This is a genomic window from Nocardioides sp. S5-5, assembly GCF_054954065.1.
Genome location: NZ_CP199913.1, coordinates 1,733,961 through 1,749,144, shown reverse-complemented (window position 1 = coordinate 1,749,144; position 15,184 = coordinate 1,733,961). Strand labels below are relative to the sequence as shown.

The 15,184-nt window shown below is 69.0% G+C and carries 15 protein-coding genes; 4 read left to right on the top strand and 11 right to left on the bottom strand.

Translation table 11 applies throughout. The annotated features are described in order from the left end of the window. Positions 1–4 precede the first annotated feature (4 nt). Positions 5–2,170: a thiamine pyrophosphate-dependent enzyme gene (locus ACUP6Y_RS08270; RefSeq protein WP_462555307.1), complete on the top strand. Its 2,166-nt coding sequence runs from the start codon at positions 5–7 to the stop codon at positions 2,168–2,170. 76 nt (positions 2,171–2,246) lie between these two features. Here the strand turns inward: ACUP6Y_RS08270 and ACUP6Y_RS08265 are convergent, their stop codons facing one another. From ACUP6Y_RS08265 to ACUP6Y_RS08235, 7 genes are all read right to left on the bottom strand, one after another. After that, a complete protein-coding gene (locus ACUP6Y_RS08265) occupies positions 2,247–3,278 on the bottom strand; it encodes an ABC transporter ATP-binding protein (protein WP_462555306.1) in 1,032 nt (343 codons plus the stop codon). Continuing rightward, positions 3,275–4,330 carry an ABC transporter ATP-binding protein gene (locus tag ACUP6Y_RS08260; RefSeq protein WP_462555305.1) on the bottom strand — a complete coding sequence of 352 codons (1,056 nt, stop codon included), beginning with the start codon at positions 4,328–4,330 and terminating at the stop codon, positions 3,275–3,277. The genes ACUP6Y_RS08265 and ACUP6Y_RS08260 overlap by 4 nt, the downstream gene beginning before the upstream one ends. A 178-nt stretch (positions 4,331–4,508) precedes the next feature. Then, positions 4,509–4,862, bottom strand: coding sequence for a RidA family protein (locus ACUP6Y_RS08255; RefSeq protein WP_462555304.1), 354 nt, complete (start codon positions 4,860–4,862; stop codon positions 4,509–4,511). Beyond that, complete coding sequence (locus ACUP6Y_RS08250) at positions 4,859–6,019, bottom strand: MFS transporter (protein ID WP_462555303.1); 1,161 nt, start codon at positions 6,017–6,019, stop codon at positions 4,859–4,861. The genes ACUP6Y_RS08255 and ACUP6Y_RS08250 overlap by 4 nt, the downstream gene beginning before the upstream one ends. Positions 6,020–6,059: 40 nt before the next feature. After that, the gene (locus tag ACUP6Y_RS08245) at positions 6,060–6,752 is read right to left on the bottom strand and encodes an RraA family protein (RefSeq protein WP_462555302.1); all 693 of its coding nucleotides are present in this window, start codon (positions 6,750–6,752) and stop codon (positions 6,060–6,062) included. Between the two features lie 13 nt (positions 6,753–6,765). Then, positions 6,766–7,659 (bottom strand): nitrilase-related carbon-nitrogen hydrolase, encoded by an 894-nt coding sequence (locus ACUP6Y_RS08240; RefSeq protein ID WP_462555301.1) that lies wholly within the window; start codon positions 7,657–7,659, stop codon positions 6,766–6,768. 239 nt (positions 7,660–7,898) lie between these two features. Continuing rightward, positions 7,899–8,828, bottom strand: a complete 930-nt coding sequence (locus ACUP6Y_RS08235; protein ID WP_462555300.1) for a LysR family transcriptional regulator — start codon at positions 8,826–8,828, stop codon at positions 7,899–7,901. A 175-nt stretch (positions 8,829–9,003) separates the two neighbouring features. Between ACUP6Y_RS08235 and ACUP6Y_RS08230 the strand changes: the two genes are divergently transcribed. Together ACUP6Y_RS08230 and ACUP6Y_RS08225 are read left to right on the top strand one after the other, a co-directional pair. After that, on the top strand, positions 9,004–11,163 hold the full coding sequence (locus ACUP6Y_RS08230) for a malate synthase G (RefSeq protein WP_462555299.1): 2,160 nt from the start codon (positions 9,004–9,006) through the stop codon (positions 11,161–11,163). Further along, a complete protein-coding gene (locus ACUP6Y_RS08225) occupies positions 11,160–11,588 on the top strand; it encodes a GlcG/HbpS family heme-binding protein (protein WP_462555298.1) in 429 nt (142 codons plus the stop codon). Before ACUP6Y_RS08230 ends, ACUP6Y_RS08225 begins: the two co-directional genes overlap by 4 nt. 17 nt (positions 11,589–11,605) lie before the next feature. Here the strand turns inward: ACUP6Y_RS08225 and ACUP6Y_RS08220 are convergent, their stop codons facing one another. Genes ACUP6Y_RS08220 through ACUP6Y_RS08205 form a run of 4 tightly spaced genes read right to left on the bottom strand, consistent with a single transcriptional unit; the run spans position 11,606 to position 13,732 of the window. Next, positions 11,606–12,130: a pentapeptide repeat-containing protein gene (locus tag ACUP6Y_RS08220; protein WP_462555297.1), complete on the bottom strand. Its 525-nt coding sequence runs from the start codon at positions 12,128–12,130 to the stop codon at positions 11,606–11,608. After that, positions 12,127–12,960, bottom strand: coding sequence for a carboxylesterase family protein (locus ACUP6Y_RS08215; RefSeq protein WP_462555296.1), 834 nt, complete (start codon positions 12,958–12,960; stop codon positions 12,127–12,129). Before ACUP6Y_RS08215 ends, ACUP6Y_RS08220 begins: the two co-directional genes overlap by 4 nt. After that, positions 12,957–13,583: a TetR/AcrR family transcriptional regulator gene (locus tag ACUP6Y_RS08210; protein ID WP_462555295.1), complete on the bottom strand. Its 627-nt coding sequence runs from the start codon at positions 13,581–13,583 to the stop codon at positions 12,957–12,959. Before ACUP6Y_RS08210 ends, ACUP6Y_RS08215 begins: the two co-directional genes overlap by 4 nt. 17 nt (positions 13,584–13,600) lie before the next feature. Further along, positions 13,601–13,732 carry a hypothetical protein gene (locus tag ACUP6Y_RS08205; protein ID WP_462555294.1) on the bottom strand — a complete coding sequence of 44 codons (132 nt, stop codon included), beginning with the start codon at positions 13,730–13,732 and terminating at the stop codon, positions 13,601–13,603. Positions 13,733–13,873: 141 nt separating this feature from the next. On the opposite strand from ACUP6Y_RS08205, the gene ACUP6Y_RS08200 reads away from it, so the two are divergent. Continuing rightward, positions 13,874–15,160, top strand: a complete 1,287-nt coding sequence (locus ACUP6Y_RS08200; protein WP_462555293.1) for an NHL repeat-containing protein — start codon at positions 13,874–13,876, stop codon at positions 15,158–15,160. The last annotated feature ends 24 nt before the right edge of the window (positions 15,161–15,184 follow it).

The following is a 15,184-nucleotide window of genomic DNA, read 5'->3' as shown; positions in this document are numbered from 1 at the left end:
CGTCATGATCGAGTCCATCGACGAGCACCTCATCCGTCGGCTCCAGCACTGGGAGCCGACCGCGACCACGCCCGCGCCCGACCGTGCTGTTCCCACCACCGACCTGCTGGCCCTCCTCGAGGCGCAGATCCAGGCCCGGCACCTCGACTTCGCGGCCCGCTGGCTGCAGTCGAAGGGCCAGGGCTTCTACACGATCGGGTCGGCCGGCCACGAGAGCAACGCGATCGTGGCGATGGCGCTTCGGCCGACCGACCCCGCGCTGCTCCACTACCGCTCGGGCGGCTTCTTCGCCGCTCGCGCCGCGCAGGTCCCCGGGTCCGACCCGGTCACCGACGTCCTGAGCGGGATGGCGACCGCCGCGTCGGACCCGATCTCGGGCGGGCGTCACAAGGTCTTCGGCCATCCCGACTACGCGATCATCCCGCAGACCTCGACGATCGGGTCGCACCTGCCCCGAGCCGTGGGGCTGGCCTTCTCCCTGGGCCGTGCGCACGCGCTGGACCTTGCGGCGGCCTGGCCCGACGACGCCGTCGTCGTCTGCAGCTTCGGCGACGCGTCCGCGAACCACTCCACCTCCGTCGGCGCCCTCAACACCGCGAGCTGGTGCAGTCACCAGGGCGTGCCGCTGCCGCTGCTGTTCGTCTGCGAGGACAACGGCATCGGCATCTCCACCAAGACGCCCAGCGGGTGGACGGCCCGCTCGATGTCGAGCCTGCCGGCGATCGACTACGCGTACGCCGACGGGAGCAGTCCCGAGGATGCCCTGGCCACGGTCCGTGAGCTGGCCGACCGGGTGCGCAGGGAACGCCGCCCGGCACTGCTGCACCTGCGGACCGTGCGGTTCATGGGCCACGCCGGCTCCGATGCCGAGCTGGCCTATCGCTCCCGGACCGAGATCCTGGCCGACTACGACCGCGATCCCGTTCTGGCGACCGTTCGTGCCCTGGTCGCGCGCGGCGCGATCACGCCCGAGGCCGTGCTGGAGCGGTACGAGCTCGTCCGGCGCGAGGTGAGCGCGGCGGCGGAGACGATGCTGGACGCCAAGCGTCTGGACTCGGCGGCCCGGGTGATGGCGCCGATCGCCTACCCGCCGGTGAGCACCGACCTCCCGCTCCCCCGGCGCGACCTCCAGCCGACGAGCGAGCCCGGCCTCACCCTCGCTCAGGCGATCAACGCCACCCTCGCCGACGAGCTCCGGGCCAGACCCGAGGCAACCGTCTTCGGCGAGGACGTGGCCGTCAAGGGCGGCGTCTACGGCGTCACGCGCGGACTGCGCAAGGCCTTCGGCGCCGGCCGGGTCTTCGACACGCTCCTCGACGAGCAGAGCATCCTGGGAACCGCGCTGGGCGCGGCGCTGTCCGGGCTGCTGCCGATCCCCGAGATCCAGTACCTCGCCTACCTGCACAACGCCGAGGACCAGCTCCGGGGCGAGGCCGCGACGCTGGCCTTCTTCTCCGACGGCCAGTACCGCAACGGCATGGTGGTCCGCATCGCCGGGCTGGCCTATCAGCGCGGGTTCGGCGGTCACTTCCACAACGACAACTCCGTCGCCGTGCTCCGGGACATCCCCGGCCTGGTCCTCGCCGTACCGAGCCATCCGGCAGACGCGCCCGAGCTGCTGTCGACCTGCATCGCCCTGGCCCGTGACGAGGGCCGCGTCTGCGTGTTCCTCGAGCCCATCGCGCTCTACCACTCCAAGGACCTGCACCACGACGGCGATCGCGCCTGGCTGGCCCGACCGCACGAGATCGGCGAGGCCGGGTCACGACGTGACTCGTTCGGCCGGGCGCGGGTGTACGGCGCCGGCCGGGACCTGCTGATGATCACCTTCGGCAACGGCCTGCCGATGAGCCTGCGTGTGGCGGACCGTCTCTCCCAGGAGTCCGTCGCCACGACCGTCGTCGACCTGCGCTGGCTCACGCCGCTGCCCGTCCAGGACATCGTGCGCCTGGCGGACGGCTTCGAGCGCGTGCTCGTCGTCGACGAGACCCGTCGCTCGGGCGGGGTCGCCGAGTCTGTCCTCGCTGTTCTCCACGATGTCGGTTTCCAGGGTCGGGCCGCTCGGGTGAACAGCGAGGACTCCTTCATCCCGCTGGGTCCGGCAGCGAACACGGTGCTGCTGGATGAGGACACCATCGTCCGGGCAGCCCGCGACCTCTGCCGGTCCTGACACCCCTCCCGCACAGCCAGCGAGAGCCGCCACCCTCCGGGTGGCGGCTCTCGTGGTCCGTGGGTCTGCCGGCGCGTCAGGTGGCGGCCGGGAAGTGACAGGCCATCCAGTGCGTCGGCTCGTGCTCGATGAGCATCGGCTCGACCTCGGCGCAGATCTCCTGCGCCTTCCAGCAACGGGTGCGGAACCGACAGCCCGAGGGTGGGTTCGCCGGACTGGCGACATCCCCGGTGAGGATGATCTGCTCGCGCGTGGCCTCCGCCACGGGGTCAGGCACCGGGACCGCCGACAGCAGGGCCTGGCTGTAGGGATGCAGCGGGCGATCGTAGAAGTCGTCACGATCCGCCATCTCCACCACCTTCCCGAGGTACATCACCGCGACCCGGTCGCTGAGGTGGCGCACCACGGAGAGGTCGTGGGCGACGAAGAGGTAGGCGAGGTTGAACTCCTTCTGCAGGTCCTCGAGAAGGTTCACCACCTGGGCCTGCACGGAGACGTCGAGCGCCGAGATCGGCTCGTCGGCCACGATGAAGTCCGGCTTGACCGCCAGCGCCCGGGCGATGCCCACCCGTTGCCGCTGGCCGCCGGAGAACTCGTGCGGATAGCGGTCGGCGACCTTGGAGCTCAGCCCCACGATCTGGAGCAGCTCGTCGATGCGCTTGGCCTTCTCCTTGCCCGCGGCCAGCCGATGCACCTTGAGCGGCTCGCCCACGATCTCGGCGACCGTCATGCGTGGGTTGAGCGACGCATAGGGGTCCTGGAAGATCATCTGGCTGCGCCGGCGCATGCGGCGCAGCTGCTCGCCCTGGAGGGTTGCCAGGTCGACCCCGTCGAAGCTCACCGAGCCTGCGGTCGGACGGTAGATCTGGAGCACGGCGCGACCGGTCGTGGACTTGCCGCAGCCCGACTCGCCGACCAGGCCGAGCGTCTCACCGCGGTCAACGGAGAAGCTGACCCCGTCCACCGCACGGATGGCGCCGATCTGACGGCGCAGCAGGCCGCTGGACGTGATGGGGAAATGCACCTTGAGGTCGTTGACCTCGAGGAGCTTCGGGGGGGTGCTCTTCGGCGCCGCCAACAGTTCTTCCTCGCCCTTGGTCGTGATCACGGTAGGTCTGCCTCCGCCAGGGGCCGGTCGAGTACGTCATTGGTCCAGTCGAGGTCGGTGAGCCAGCCCCCGGCCTGGGTCCCCCAGCATCGCGCCTCATGGTCGGGCTTGGCGCCCGGGACCGCCGCCAGCGGCGGTACCTGCTCCAGGCAGATGTCCCTGCGGTACTGGCACCGGGGAGCGAACATGCAGCCGGTGCGGGAGCCGGCCAGGTCGGGAGGAGAGCCCTGGATGGGCCGGAGCCGCTCGCGCTCGCCCTCGAGCCGAGGGATCGACCGCAGGAGCCCCCAGGTGTAGGGCATCTTCGGGTTGGCGAAGAGCTCCCCGGTGTCAGCCTTCTCCACGATCTGACCGGCGTACATCACATGGATCCGCTGGGTCATGCCGGCGACCACACCGAGGTCGTGGGTGATCAGGATGCAGGCCGTCTTGGTCTCGGTGGCGAGCTTGCTGAGCAGCCTGAGGATCTGCGCCTGGATGGTGACGTCGAGACCCGTGGTGGGCTCGTCGGCCAAGATCAGCTTCGGGTCGCAGGAGAGCGCGAGCGCGATCATGACGCGCTGGCGCATTCCTCCGGAGAACTGGTGTGGGTAGTCGTCCAGACGCTGGGCCGCGCCCGGGATGCCGACCAGCTCGAGGAGCTCGGTGGCCCGGGCGCGAGCCGCGCTCCGGTTCATCCCCAGGTGCAGCTGGAGGGTCTCCATGAGCTGCTTGCCGACCGTCAGCACCGGGTTCAGCGACGTCATCGGGTCCTGGAAGATCATCGCGATCTTGTCGCCGCGGATCCGCCGGACCTCCCGCTCGCTCATCTGCAGGATGTCCTCGCCCTCGAAGAGGATCTGGCCACCCACGATCTCCCCGGCCGACTTCGGGATCAGCCGCATCAACGACAGGGAGGTGACGCTCTTGCCGCACCCCGACTCGCCGACGATGCCGAGAGTCTCGCCTTCGGCGACGGTGAAGGACACCCCGTCGACGGCGCGTACCGCCCCTCGTCTGGTGTTGAACTGCGCCTCCAGGTCTACGACCTTCAGCAGGTCTGTGCCATTCATCGGTTCCTCACTCGTCTGTAGCAGAGCCGGCGGGCCCGGAGGGATCAGATCTCGATCAGCGTATGGAGGCCGAACCGGGGGCCACAACCGCTTGAGCCACGTCGGTGGTGATCAAGATCACCACCGACGCTAACTCTCGGAGACTCCGCAGGCAGGCGGCGCCTGCCTGCGGGATCTCTCAGGGACGTACGGCGGCGACGGCCTCGATCTCGACCTTGAACTCGGGCGCCGGCAGCCCGCTCACCCCGATGGTGGAGCGACACGGAAGCGGCTCGGGGAAGGTGGCCCGGTAGACCTCGTTCATCTCCGCGATGGTCGTGACATCGGTCAGGAACACCGTCGTCTTGACCACGTCGCTCAGGTCGAGCCCGGCGTCGGCGAGCACGGTGGTCAGGTTGGCCAGCGCGGCAGCGGTCTGCTCCGCGACGGTCTCCCCCTGACCCACCTGGCCCGACACGAAGACGAGGTCTCCGGTCGTGATGCCGCTCGAGTAGGGGGCCGCGGAGACGGGGCCGAAGGCCTGCTTGGTCATGTTCTTCCTCCAACTTTCTGTTCTGTCGGTTGATGCGAATCCGTGGGGAGCATGAGGGCGAAGACGAGGCCCGCCACCAGCGCGGCCCCGCCCACCCAGAGCGCGACGGTGAGTCCGTGCGCATCGGCGATCGAGCCGAGCACCGGCGTGAACAGGCCCGCGGCGGTGATGCTGAACCCGAGCGTGACGCCACTCGCCGTCCCATGGCGGTTGGGCAGGTAGTCCTGCCCGAGGACCAGTTGCACCGCGAACGGCATGAACCAGCTGAAGCCCAGCAGGGCGGTGGCGGCCAGCGCGAGCGGGTACGCCGGCAGCAGGATCACGCCGACCATGGCCACCGGGGCGAGGACGTACGTCGCCCGCAGGGCGGCCACCCGGCCGACCCGGTCCGCCAGCCATCCGCCAAACAGCGTGCCGGCGACGCCGAAGCCGCTGAACACGCCGATCACCAGGCCGCCCTCGGTCGGCGACCGGTCGAACTCCTCGATGAGGTAGAGGGCGACGAACGACCCGGTCCCCACCGATCCGACCGCGCGCGCGATGATCACCGCGACCAGGAGACCGAAGCTGCGCCAGTCGTCGGTGGCCCGGACCCCGGTGGCGCTCGCTCGGGTGGCGCGGCTGGGTGCCGTGGCTCCACGTGGCCGCGCGCCGGCGTACACCAGGGCCATCACCACCGCCGGGAGCGCGAGGATGAAGGTGCCCGCCAGCCCGGTGATGCCGATGACGAGAGCCACCGCGAAGGGTCCGAGCGCGAGCCCGATGTTGCCTCCGACGGAGAAGATGCTCATCCCCTTGGCCGACTGACCGACTGCCGACCGGGCGGCCTTGGCCGCCTCCGGGTGGTAGGCCGCGACGCCGACGCCCGACAGGACCAGCGCGAGGCAGGTGAACAGATAGCTGTCCCCCAGCCCCGACAGCCCGACGCCGAGACCGGCGGTCAGCATGCCTCCCGGGACCATCCACCGGAGCCGGTGCCGGTCGCTGAGCATGCCGAAGCTCGGCAGCAGGACGCATGACAGCAGGGTCGCCGCGAGGAGCACGCCCCCGACCGCGGCGTAGCCGTAGTCCCGCTCCGTCGCGAAGTAGGGCAGCAGCGCCGGGACGGCCCCGACGTAGAAGTCGTTGACGACGTGGGTCGCCGTCAGAAGCCCCAAGGGGCCACGCATCTTCATCAGAGACCGCCCGGCACTCCTGCTAGCTCGCGCCGGGGAAGTCGATCCCGGCCTCGCGCAGGGTCGCCTCGATCTTCTCGATGTTCGCCTGGGTGCCCTTGAGCAGGGACGCCTGGGCGGCATCGTGCCTGGCCTCGAGCTTGCGGGCAGCGGCGATCACCTCCGTGGCGAACGCGACGGGCACGACCGCGATGCCCTCCTCGTCGCAGACGACGATGTCGCCCGGCGACACGACGATGCCGCCACAGGCGATCGGCACGTTGACCTCGCCCTGGTCGGGGCCGCAGGGACCTTCGGCGCAGCCGATGCCACGAGCGAAGACCGGCAGTCCGTCCTCGGCGATCTCGTCGACGTCGCGCACGATGCCGTCGAAGATGGCGGCGGCGCCGCCGCGGTGGAGCAGGCCGCGCATCATGTTGGAGCCGGCCAGCACCGAGGTCATGTTGCTGACCGCGTTGACCACGACGATGTCCCCGGCGCGCGCCGTGTTGAGCGCGTACTTGATGAGGAACTCCGAGTTGGTCGGAACCGACACGGTGAGAGCAGGTCCGGCGATGCGCGTCACCGGACGATGCACCGGCGCGATCTGCGCGCTCATCGTGTAGGAGCCGCCCATCACGTCGGACAGGTCGGTGGTCCTGATCTGTGCGAGCTCCTTGACCAGAGCCTCGTCCGGCGCCGGCGCCGGCGGGAGAATTCGTGCACCCAGTGGCATGTCGTCCTCCTCCTCAGACCCAGCCGGTGGCGGGGTCGTAGTGGCCGGACTCGTCGGGGCTCATCCCGAAGTCCTCCCAGCGGGTGTCACGGATGCTGCCGTAGTGCTCGCGCGACTTGCGGATCATGTCGAGGTCGATGTTGTACGACGCGATCCCCTCCTCGGCACCGAGCTGGACCAGCAGGTCGGCCTTCGGGCCCATGATCGCGGTGCCGCCGAACCAGTTGAAATGGTCTTCTTGGCCACACACGTTGTTCTGGATGATGTAGATCGAGTTGGCCACGGCATTGACGTGGATCTCGGGAATCCAGTTCCGGTTTCCGAAGGCGGTCGGCGTGTTGTTGACCACGAACACCATCTCGGCGCCCTTGAGCGTGAGGATGCGGAACACCTCGGGGTAATGGCGGTCGAAGCAGATGGCGACGCCGATCTTGCCGTACGGGGTGTCGAAGACCGGGTACGGGATGTTGCCCGGCGTGAAGTAGTGACGCTCCTGCATGCCGGGGATCGACGGGATGTGACGCTTGCGGTAGCGGCCCAGCAGGCCCTCCGGGCCGATGACCGCCGCGGTGTTGTAGTAGGTGTGGAAGGCGGCGTCGATCTCCCAGATCGGCGAGATCAGGTAGACGTCGAGCTCCTTGGCCAGCGCCATCATCCGCTGCGTGGTGGGGCCGTCCGGGATCTGCTCGGCGAGATCCCAGAGGCTCTTCACCGAGGTGTCGTCGACGTCGATGTCCTCGATGTATCCCGGAAGGTAACCGGTCGAGAAAAGCTCCGGAAGCGAAATGATCTTGGCGCCTTCAGCAGCGGACTTCCGGACCATTTCCTCCGCGCGGTCGACGTTGTACTCGACGTCACGAAATCGACGGGTGAACTGGATTGCAGCAACCTGCACTTCTCGACTCATCTAATCGGGCTCCTTTGGTAATCGAGCTCGCGCACTTATCGCGCCTCGTTGACGTCTGCTGTCGTCATGCCGGAATGCTTCCTTTTGCCCGTGGGGAAAGAAAGGGTCCGAGGGCGCAAGCCACCATGCGTCAGCATCAGGAACCGTGATGCCTGCCTCGACAGGGCGCAGCACAGCACACGACGACCCATGGTCGTCGCGTACGAACCGGCTCTCGACGCACGAGAGCCCGGTCCGGATCAGGGGAGCATGCCCTCCAGGGACGCGGCGATGTCGCGCAGCGAGCCGACGAAGGCCTCCACCAGGGGCGTGGCGCCATCGGCCGAGAACGCGGCATAGACGATCCGCATCGCGTTGGCATCGGCGAGAGGAACCCCCTTGATCCCCTCCATCGGCACGAAGCCGAGCGCGGGCAGCAGGGCCACCCCGACGCCCTGGCCTACCAGCCGTTCGATGACGTCCGGGTCGTTGGTGCGGAAGCCGACGTTCGGCACCATGCCCGCGGCCGCGCCCAGCTCCTCGAGCAGCTCGGCGCCAGGGGTGCCCTCGTGGCTGGCGATCCACTTCTCGTCGCTCAGGTCGGCCATCGACACCGGCCCGGAGTCCGCGAACCGGTGCGCCTCGGGGAGGACCAGCACCATGCGTTCCTTGAGCAGCTCGACGAAGGTGACCTCCTGGCTCCACTTCCGCTGGGAGGGACCGTGCGAGTAGACGAGCGCGACGTCCAGGTCTCGTGCGGCCAGCGCACGCAGCAGCTCGGTGGGGAGGCCCTCCTCGAGCACGACCTCGCTGCCTGGGAAGTCCTTGACGAAGCTGCTCACCGCCGGCGGCAGCAGATGCTGGCTGGCGGTGCCGAAGGCGCCGACCCGGATGTTCCCGGCCCAGCCCTGCGAGATGGCGCGAATCTGGTCGCGCAGCCGGTCCAGCGCCATCAGCACCTCGTTGGAGCGCTCGGCGATCTGGCGCGCGATCGGCGTCGGATGCACGCTGTGCGCCCGTCGCTCGAAGAGCTCGACCTTGCAGGTGCGCTCGAGGGCCGCGATCTGCTGGGACACCGCGGACGGCGAGTACCCGAGGTCCTTCGCGGCGCCGGAGAAGGAGCCGTGCCGCACCACGGCGACGAGCGTGCGCAACTGGACGACGTTCGTCACGCTGAAGACCTGTCCCACGCTGCCTCCTGAGCTACTCACCATTGCGGATGGGCTGACCCTAGACGATCAGTTGCTCTGGCGCTGACGCTCTGCGGCTTGCGTCCTGAAGGCCTTCTCGTCCCCGCATCCGCGCTGTCAGCATGGCGTGCCTTGTTCACGTTCCGAGCTGGAAGAGGTCCTCATGGGCAACCGGGTGAGAGTGGGAGCTCTCGACGTCGACGGCAGTCTCCATCGGTTCGTCGAGAGCGAGGCACTCCCCGGATCGGGCGTCGGTCCCGACGACTTCTGGGCGGGCCTCGAGCGGGCTGTGGTCGAGCTCGGCGCCAGGCAGCAGCGCCTGCTCGATCGCCGGGAGGAGCTCCAGGTCGCGATCGACGACTACCACCGCACGCACGCCGACCTGGACCCCGCGGCGTACGAGCGCTTCCTCGACGAGATCGGCTACCTGCTGCCGGTTCCGACCGGCGTCGAGGTCACCACCTCCGGCGTGGATCCCGAGATCGCGGCGACGGCGGGGCCTCAGCTCGTCGTACCGGTGAGCAACGCGCGCTACGCCCTGAACGCGGCGAACGCCAGGTGGGGATCGCTGTACGACGCGCTCTACGGCACCGACGCCGTCCCGGTCACCGGGGCCCTCGCTCCGGGGGCGACGTACAACGCGGCCCGCGGCGCCGAGGTCATCCGGCGCGGACGCGACCTCCTCGACCAGGTGGCCCCCCTGGCCGGGGTCAGTCACGCGGACGTGACCCGCTACGCCGTGGACGAGCACGGCCTCGTGGCCACCGTCGCGGGCCGAGAGGTCCGCCTCGAGACCCCCTCGGCCTTCGTCGGACGCCGCGGCCCGGCGCAGGCTCCGGAGGCGGTGGCGCTCGTGCACCACGGCCTGCACGTCGAGATCCAGATCGACCACACCCACCCGATCGGGGCGAGCGACCCCGCGGGGGTCAGCGACCTCCTCGTCGAGGCCGCGCTGACCACGATCATGGACCTCGAGGACTCCGTCGCGGCCGTCGACGCCGACGACAAGGTGGGGGCCTACCGCAACTGGCTCGGGCTGATGAAGGGCACCCTCACCGAGGAGGTCGTCAAGGGCGGGGAGACCGTTCAGCGCAGGCTCAACCCGGACCGCCACCTCACGACGGCCTCCGGGCAGCCCGTCGAGCTCCGGGGTCGCTCCCTCATGTTCATCCGCCAGGTCGGTCATCTCATGACGACCGACGCGGTGCTGGACCCGTCCGGCACGCCCGTCTTCGAGGGGATCCTGGACGCGTTCGTCACCGCCTTGTGCAGCTGTCACGACCTGCGACGCGGCGAGCGGGCCACCAACTCCCGCGCCGGCTCGATGTACGTCGTGAAGCCCAAGATGCACGGCCCCGACGAGGTCGGTCTCACCTGCGAGCTCTTCGCAGCAGTCGAGGAGACGCTGGGTCTCGGGTCCTCGACCATCAAGCTGGGCATCATGGACGAGGAGCGACGCACCTCGCTGAACCTGGCGGCCTGCATCGCCGCGGCATCGGACCGGGTCGCCTTCATCAACACCGGCTTCCTGGACCGGACCGGCGACGAGATCCACACGTCCCTGCTGGCCGGTCCGATGGCCCGCAAGGACGACATGCGGTCGCTGCCCTGGATCGCGGCGTACGAGAGCTCCAACGTCGACGTCGGACTGGCCTGTGGCCTCGCCGGGAAGGCGCAGATCGGCAAGGGCATGTGGGCCGCACCCGACGCGATGCACGCCATGCTCGAGCAGAAGGTGGGACACCCCGCGGCCGGGGCGTCCTGTGCCTGGGTCCCGTCGCCGACCGCCGCGACCCTGCACGCGCTCCACTATCACGAGATCGACGTGGCCGGCCGCCAACGCGAGCTCGCCGCCCAGGGACCGCGCACCCAGCGCAGCGACATGCTCCAGATCCCCCTGGCCGATCCGTCGCACTGGTCCGCCGAGGACCGCCTCCGCGAGCTGGACAACAACGTGCAGAGCACCCTCGGGTACGTCGTGCGCTGGGTCGACGCGGGCGTCGGCTGCTCCAAGGTCCCCGACCTGTCCGGGACCCCACTCATGGAGGACCGCGCGACCTGCCGGATCTCGTCCCAGCACGTCGCCAACTGGCTCCTCCACGGGGTGGTCGACGCCGCCGAGGTCGAGGAGAGCCTGCGCAGGATGGCGCTTCTGGTGGACAAGCAGAACGCCAGTGACCCCGGCTACCGTCCGATGGCCCCGTCGTACGACGGAGAGGCCTTCCTCGCAGCACGAGAGCTGCTGCTCGACGGCGCAGCCCAACCGCGGGGCTACACCGAGCCCGTCCTTCATCGTCGCCGCACCACCGTCAAGAACACGAGGAGCCACGCATGAGCATTTCCCTGGAGACTGCGGAGCGCATCGTCAGCGGCGCGCGGGGGTACGCCGCGCGGGAGCGTCTCGCCCCGCTGACGGTCGTCGTCCTGGACGCCGGAGGCCACGTCAAGGCCGTCGCCCGTGAGGACGGCGCCGCGAACAAGAGGTTCGAGATCGCCTACGGCAAGGCCCACGGCGCCCTCGCCCTCGGCGTCGGCTCCCGAGCGCTCATGGAACGGGCCGAGACGCAGGCGTACTTCATCGCGGCCGCCACCAGCGCGATCGGCGGCCATCTGGTTCCCGTGCCGGGCGGCGTACTCATCCGGACGAGCGAGGGCACCCTCATCGGGGCGGTCGGGATCTCCGGCGACGCCTCCGACGCCGACGAGGCGGCGTGCGTCGCGGGCATCGAGGGAGCGGCGCTCACCGCACAGATCGCCTGACGTGGCCGGACTCAGCGCTACGGCTGCGTGTCGCCGACGTCGATCCCGACATGAGCCGCCAACTGCGCGAGCATGGCGGCAAGCTGCGGCTCGCTGAGAGTGACTCCGCGTAGGTCGGCGACGCTCGTGAACATCGGCACGCCGGCGCCCCGCAGGTCGAGGTCGGTCGCGTGGAGTTCGCGTGTATCGACCTCATCAACGGAGGATCCAGTGAAGCGGACACGGCGCACGTTCCCATCAGGAACGTCCATGGCTCCGAATGTGCAGCCAGCGACAAGCACGTCCTCAAGGCGCGCTCCTGCGAGATTCACGTAGTTGATATGGAGGTCTCGTAGTTCGAGGCTGTCGACCTCGGCGCCACTGAGATCGAGGCTTCCTACGCGGCCTCCCGCAATCCGGACGCGGCGCATCCGCACTCTCGGTGCGACGACTTGGGTGGCATGAATGTCAGCGATGCTCACGTCGACCAGCGCAGCGCCGCTGATGTCGAGCTGCTCTAGACGCAGCTCTGACAAGGCGCACTCAGTGAGGAGCGCATTCATGCCTTGGGCACTGCCCACCACGTCCCGTACATGGACCTGAAACAGTTCACAACGCGGCGAGAGGGTGGCTCCAGAATCCAGTTCACCAGGCAAGTCCGGCTCGGCAAGGCGGACAGACCGCGTCGCGTCGGGCTGATGTTGAGTAGTGCGGCAAGCTCTTCTGTCGTGGCTTGCGCCTCGGCGCGAGTCCAGACCCCGCCGGGGATACTCTGTGCGATCGCACGATGGAACAGGCCCTCGGCCCGAGGTGAGGACATGAGGTGGGCGATCGATCCCGCTCCGGCCGACTGGCCGAACACCGTGACATTGCGAGGGTCGCCACCGAAGGCTGCGATGTTCTCGTTGACCCAGCGGAGCGCCGCTATCTGATCGAGGAGCCCACGATTGTCCGGGCAGCCTTCGATGTGGCCGAAGCCCTCGACTCCGACCCTGTAGTTCAAGGTGACGACGACCACGCCCGATCGGGCGAGTCGCCCGCCGTCGTATTGGGGCAGTCGCGCCGCGCCATGGGACCACATCCCGCCGTGAATCCAGACCATGACAGGCGAATCCGAGCCAGGGTCATCTGGCGCCCATACGTTGAGGCTCAAGCAGTCGAGTCCGTCGCTGGGCTGCCACGGAGACGGAACCCCAGGGGCAGGTGCCGCTTGCGGTGCGACAGGACCGAACGTCATGCACTCCCGGATCTGATCCCAACGGGGCGGGTGTGAGGGTGCGGCGAAACGCAGCTCACCTGTGGGTGCGGCGGCGTATGGGATGCCGAGGAAGGCGGCAATGCCGCGGGAAGCCGTGCCTCGAATCGGCCCGGAGCGGGTCGTTGCGATGCTCATGGCAAGCCGCTCCCGTCCGGCGTTGCATTCGGAGGCTCGGCGATGACCGCCGCCCTCAGCACTCGGAACAGCGTCGCACGGAGTCCTTGATTGCCCTGGGGCTCGGTGTCGGTGCGCTTGATCGCATCGGCCGCTCCGATGAGGAAGCTCACGAGTTCGGGGGGTGTGACGGCAACCCGGGCGAGATCGAGCGCCCCTTGCCCCACAGCCTGATCGATCGATTCGACGAGCATCCTCCGCAGTTGATCGTCCGCGTCCTGGACCACGTCCTGGACCATCGCCCGAGTCTCATCCAACAAGTCGACCCCGTGCCGACCCGACTCGCTGTGCTCCTGCAAGGCGCGGATGTAGGCATTCATCGCGGCGTCCAAACGAGATACAACGTCGCGATCTGATTGCGAGAGGGCGGCCTGCGCGCGGTTCAACGCCTGCGACAGCACAACGCGAGCCCCCTCCCTCGCCAGCGCCTCCTTGTTGTCGAAGTAGTGATACAGCGATGCACGCGAAAGCCCGGCTGCCGTCGCTACATCCTGCATGGTGGACTTCGCGTAGCCATACCGAGCAAACACCTCAATGGAGGCGAGGACTGCTCGGTGCGCTCGCTCAGAGGACTTCTCAGACATCGAGTCCCAGTTTGGACTCAACGTGTCTTTTTGTCTACAGGGGGCGTGTGGGCGTGCTGCCAGGGGTTCTGGTCGATGGTCTGCCGGTCGAGGTCGGGCTCGTCGCGGTCCGGCCCGGTGAGGACTTCGACGTGGAGAACCGTGGGCATCCCTGAACGCCAGCAAGGACGCGTGAGCCGTCCTACGGTGGATCCATGGTTGCGTACGCCACGACATCATCCGCGCCGACGAGCTCTGCACGAGCGACCGACCTCTGGAGGCGGCCGCTCTACGGCTCGCGACGACGAGCCGTGTCAGTCGGCGTACTCGCGCTCGCCTTCGCCCTCGCCGGCTGGTGGCCGGCTGAGGCGGCGAAGGACCCCGCGGGCACGGTGTCGACGCCGGTGACCACGTCGTACGGTCGTGGTACGACCTCGGTCGGCAGCGGTCCCGTGATCGCGGTCGACGACCGGCAGCGTCCCGTGGTCGCCACGACCTCCGGCAAGACCCTCGCACTCGTCAAATACACCAAGAAGGGCCGACTCGACAAGTCGTTCTCCGGCGACGGGATCGCCCGCCTGAAGGTCCGCAAGAACCTCTCCGTCTCGGACATCGCGATCGACTCCCGACGCCGGATCGTCGTCGTCGGGTCGTCGAACGGGAGCAGCGGCGATCGTGCCCGGCTGGTCGTGCTGCGCCTGACCAAGAAGGGGAAGCTCGACAAGTCCTTCGGTCGACGCGGCATGGTGTCGATCGCCCACGCATCCGGCTCAGCGGTCACGATCGACACCGCGGGCCGCCTCGTCGTGTCAGGACGGAGCACGAGCCCGTCGGCCGCGCTCGTGGCTCGGCTCGACGATGCCGGACAGCTGGACGCCGGCTTCGGCAGTCAGGGCATCGTCCGGCTCTCGGTGTACGGGTCCCAGGAGAGCGCGTACGTCGGCACTGCCGCGGGCGAGACCGTGATCGATGCGGCCGGCAGGCTCGTCGTCGAGCTCCGCGTGTTCCGCGGGATCGGGCAGCCCTCGGAGACCGGGCTCGCCCGGTTCGGCCCCTCCGGGGTACTCGACTCGTCGTTCGGTGACGCCGGCGGCTACACCTCCGGCACGCTCGACCTTCCGGTGACAGGAGCGCTGAGTCGCGGGCTCGCGGCAGGGACGAGCGGCGGCTACACCGTGACGGGGACGACGCACGGGCAGTTCTTCCTGCAGCGCTTCGACGCCGATGGCCTTCTCGACGGCACGCCGGTGCTGACGGACGTGACCAGTGGCTACCTGGAGGGTGGCAACGCCATGGCGGTGGACGTCGGCGGCCGGGTCGTGAGCGTCGGGGACTCCTACCCGAGGCTGGCGGCGGTGCGTTATCTCAGCGACGGCAGCCTCGACCTCGGCTTCGCGAGCAACGGCGTGTACCGCGCCGGGAAGCTGAAGGGCACCCCTGCCACGACCGCGACCGACGTGGCCATCGACCCCCGCGGCCGGATCTGGATCGCCGGCCTGGCCACGGCGAAGGGCTCACGCAGTGACCGAGTGGTGATCACGCGCCTGACGGACCAGGGTCAGCCCGACCGCAAGTGGCGCACCCGCGGGCGGCACTGATCGGCGCTGATCGATGGCCTCGAA

Excerpts from the sequence above, each read along its gene's own strand:
- ACUP6Y_RS08225 (WP_462555298.1), top strand. The coding sequence starts at position 11,160 with ATGAGCATTTCCCTGGAGACTGCGGAGCGCATCGTCAGCGGCGCGCGG.
- ACUP6Y_RS08245 (WP_462555302.1), bottom strand. The coding sequence starts at position 6,752 with ATGCCACTGGGTGCACGAATTCTCCCGCCGGCGCCGGCGCCGGACGAG.
- ACUP6Y_RS08215 (WP_462555296.1), bottom strand. The coding sequence starts at position 12,960 with ATGAGCATCGCAACGACCCGCTCCGGGCCGATTCGAGGCACGGCTTCC.
- ACUP6Y_RS08255 (WP_462555304.1), bottom strand. The coding sequence starts at position 4,862 with ATGACCAAGCAGGCCTTCGGCCCCGTCTCCGCGGCCCCCTACTCGAGC.
- ACUP6Y_RS08270 (WP_462555307.1), top strand. The coding sequence starts at position 5 with ATGATCGAGTCCATCGACGAGCACCTCATCCGTCGGCTCCAGCACTGG.
- ACUP6Y_RS08260 (WP_462555305.1), bottom strand. The coding sequence starts at position 4,330 with ATGAATGGCACAGACCTGCTGAAGGTCGTAGACCTGGAGGCGCAGTTC.
- ACUP6Y_RS08220 (WP_462555297.1), bottom strand. The coding sequence starts at position 12,130 with ATGAATGCGCTCCTCACTGAGTGCGCCTTGTCAGAGCTGCGTCTAGAG.
- ACUP6Y_RS08205 (WP_462555294.1), bottom strand. The coding sequence starts at position 13,732 with ATGCCCACGGTTCTCCACGTCGAAGTCCTCACCGGGCCGGACCGCGAC.
- ACUP6Y_RS08240 (WP_462555301.1), bottom strand. The coding sequence starts at position 7,659 with ATGAGTCGAGAAGTGCAGGTTGCTGCAATCCAGTTCACCCGTCGATTT.
- ACUP6Y_RS08210 (WP_462555295.1), bottom strand. The coding sequence starts at position 13,583 with ATGTCTGAGAAGTCCTCTGAGCGAGCGCACCGAGCAGTCCTCGCCTCC.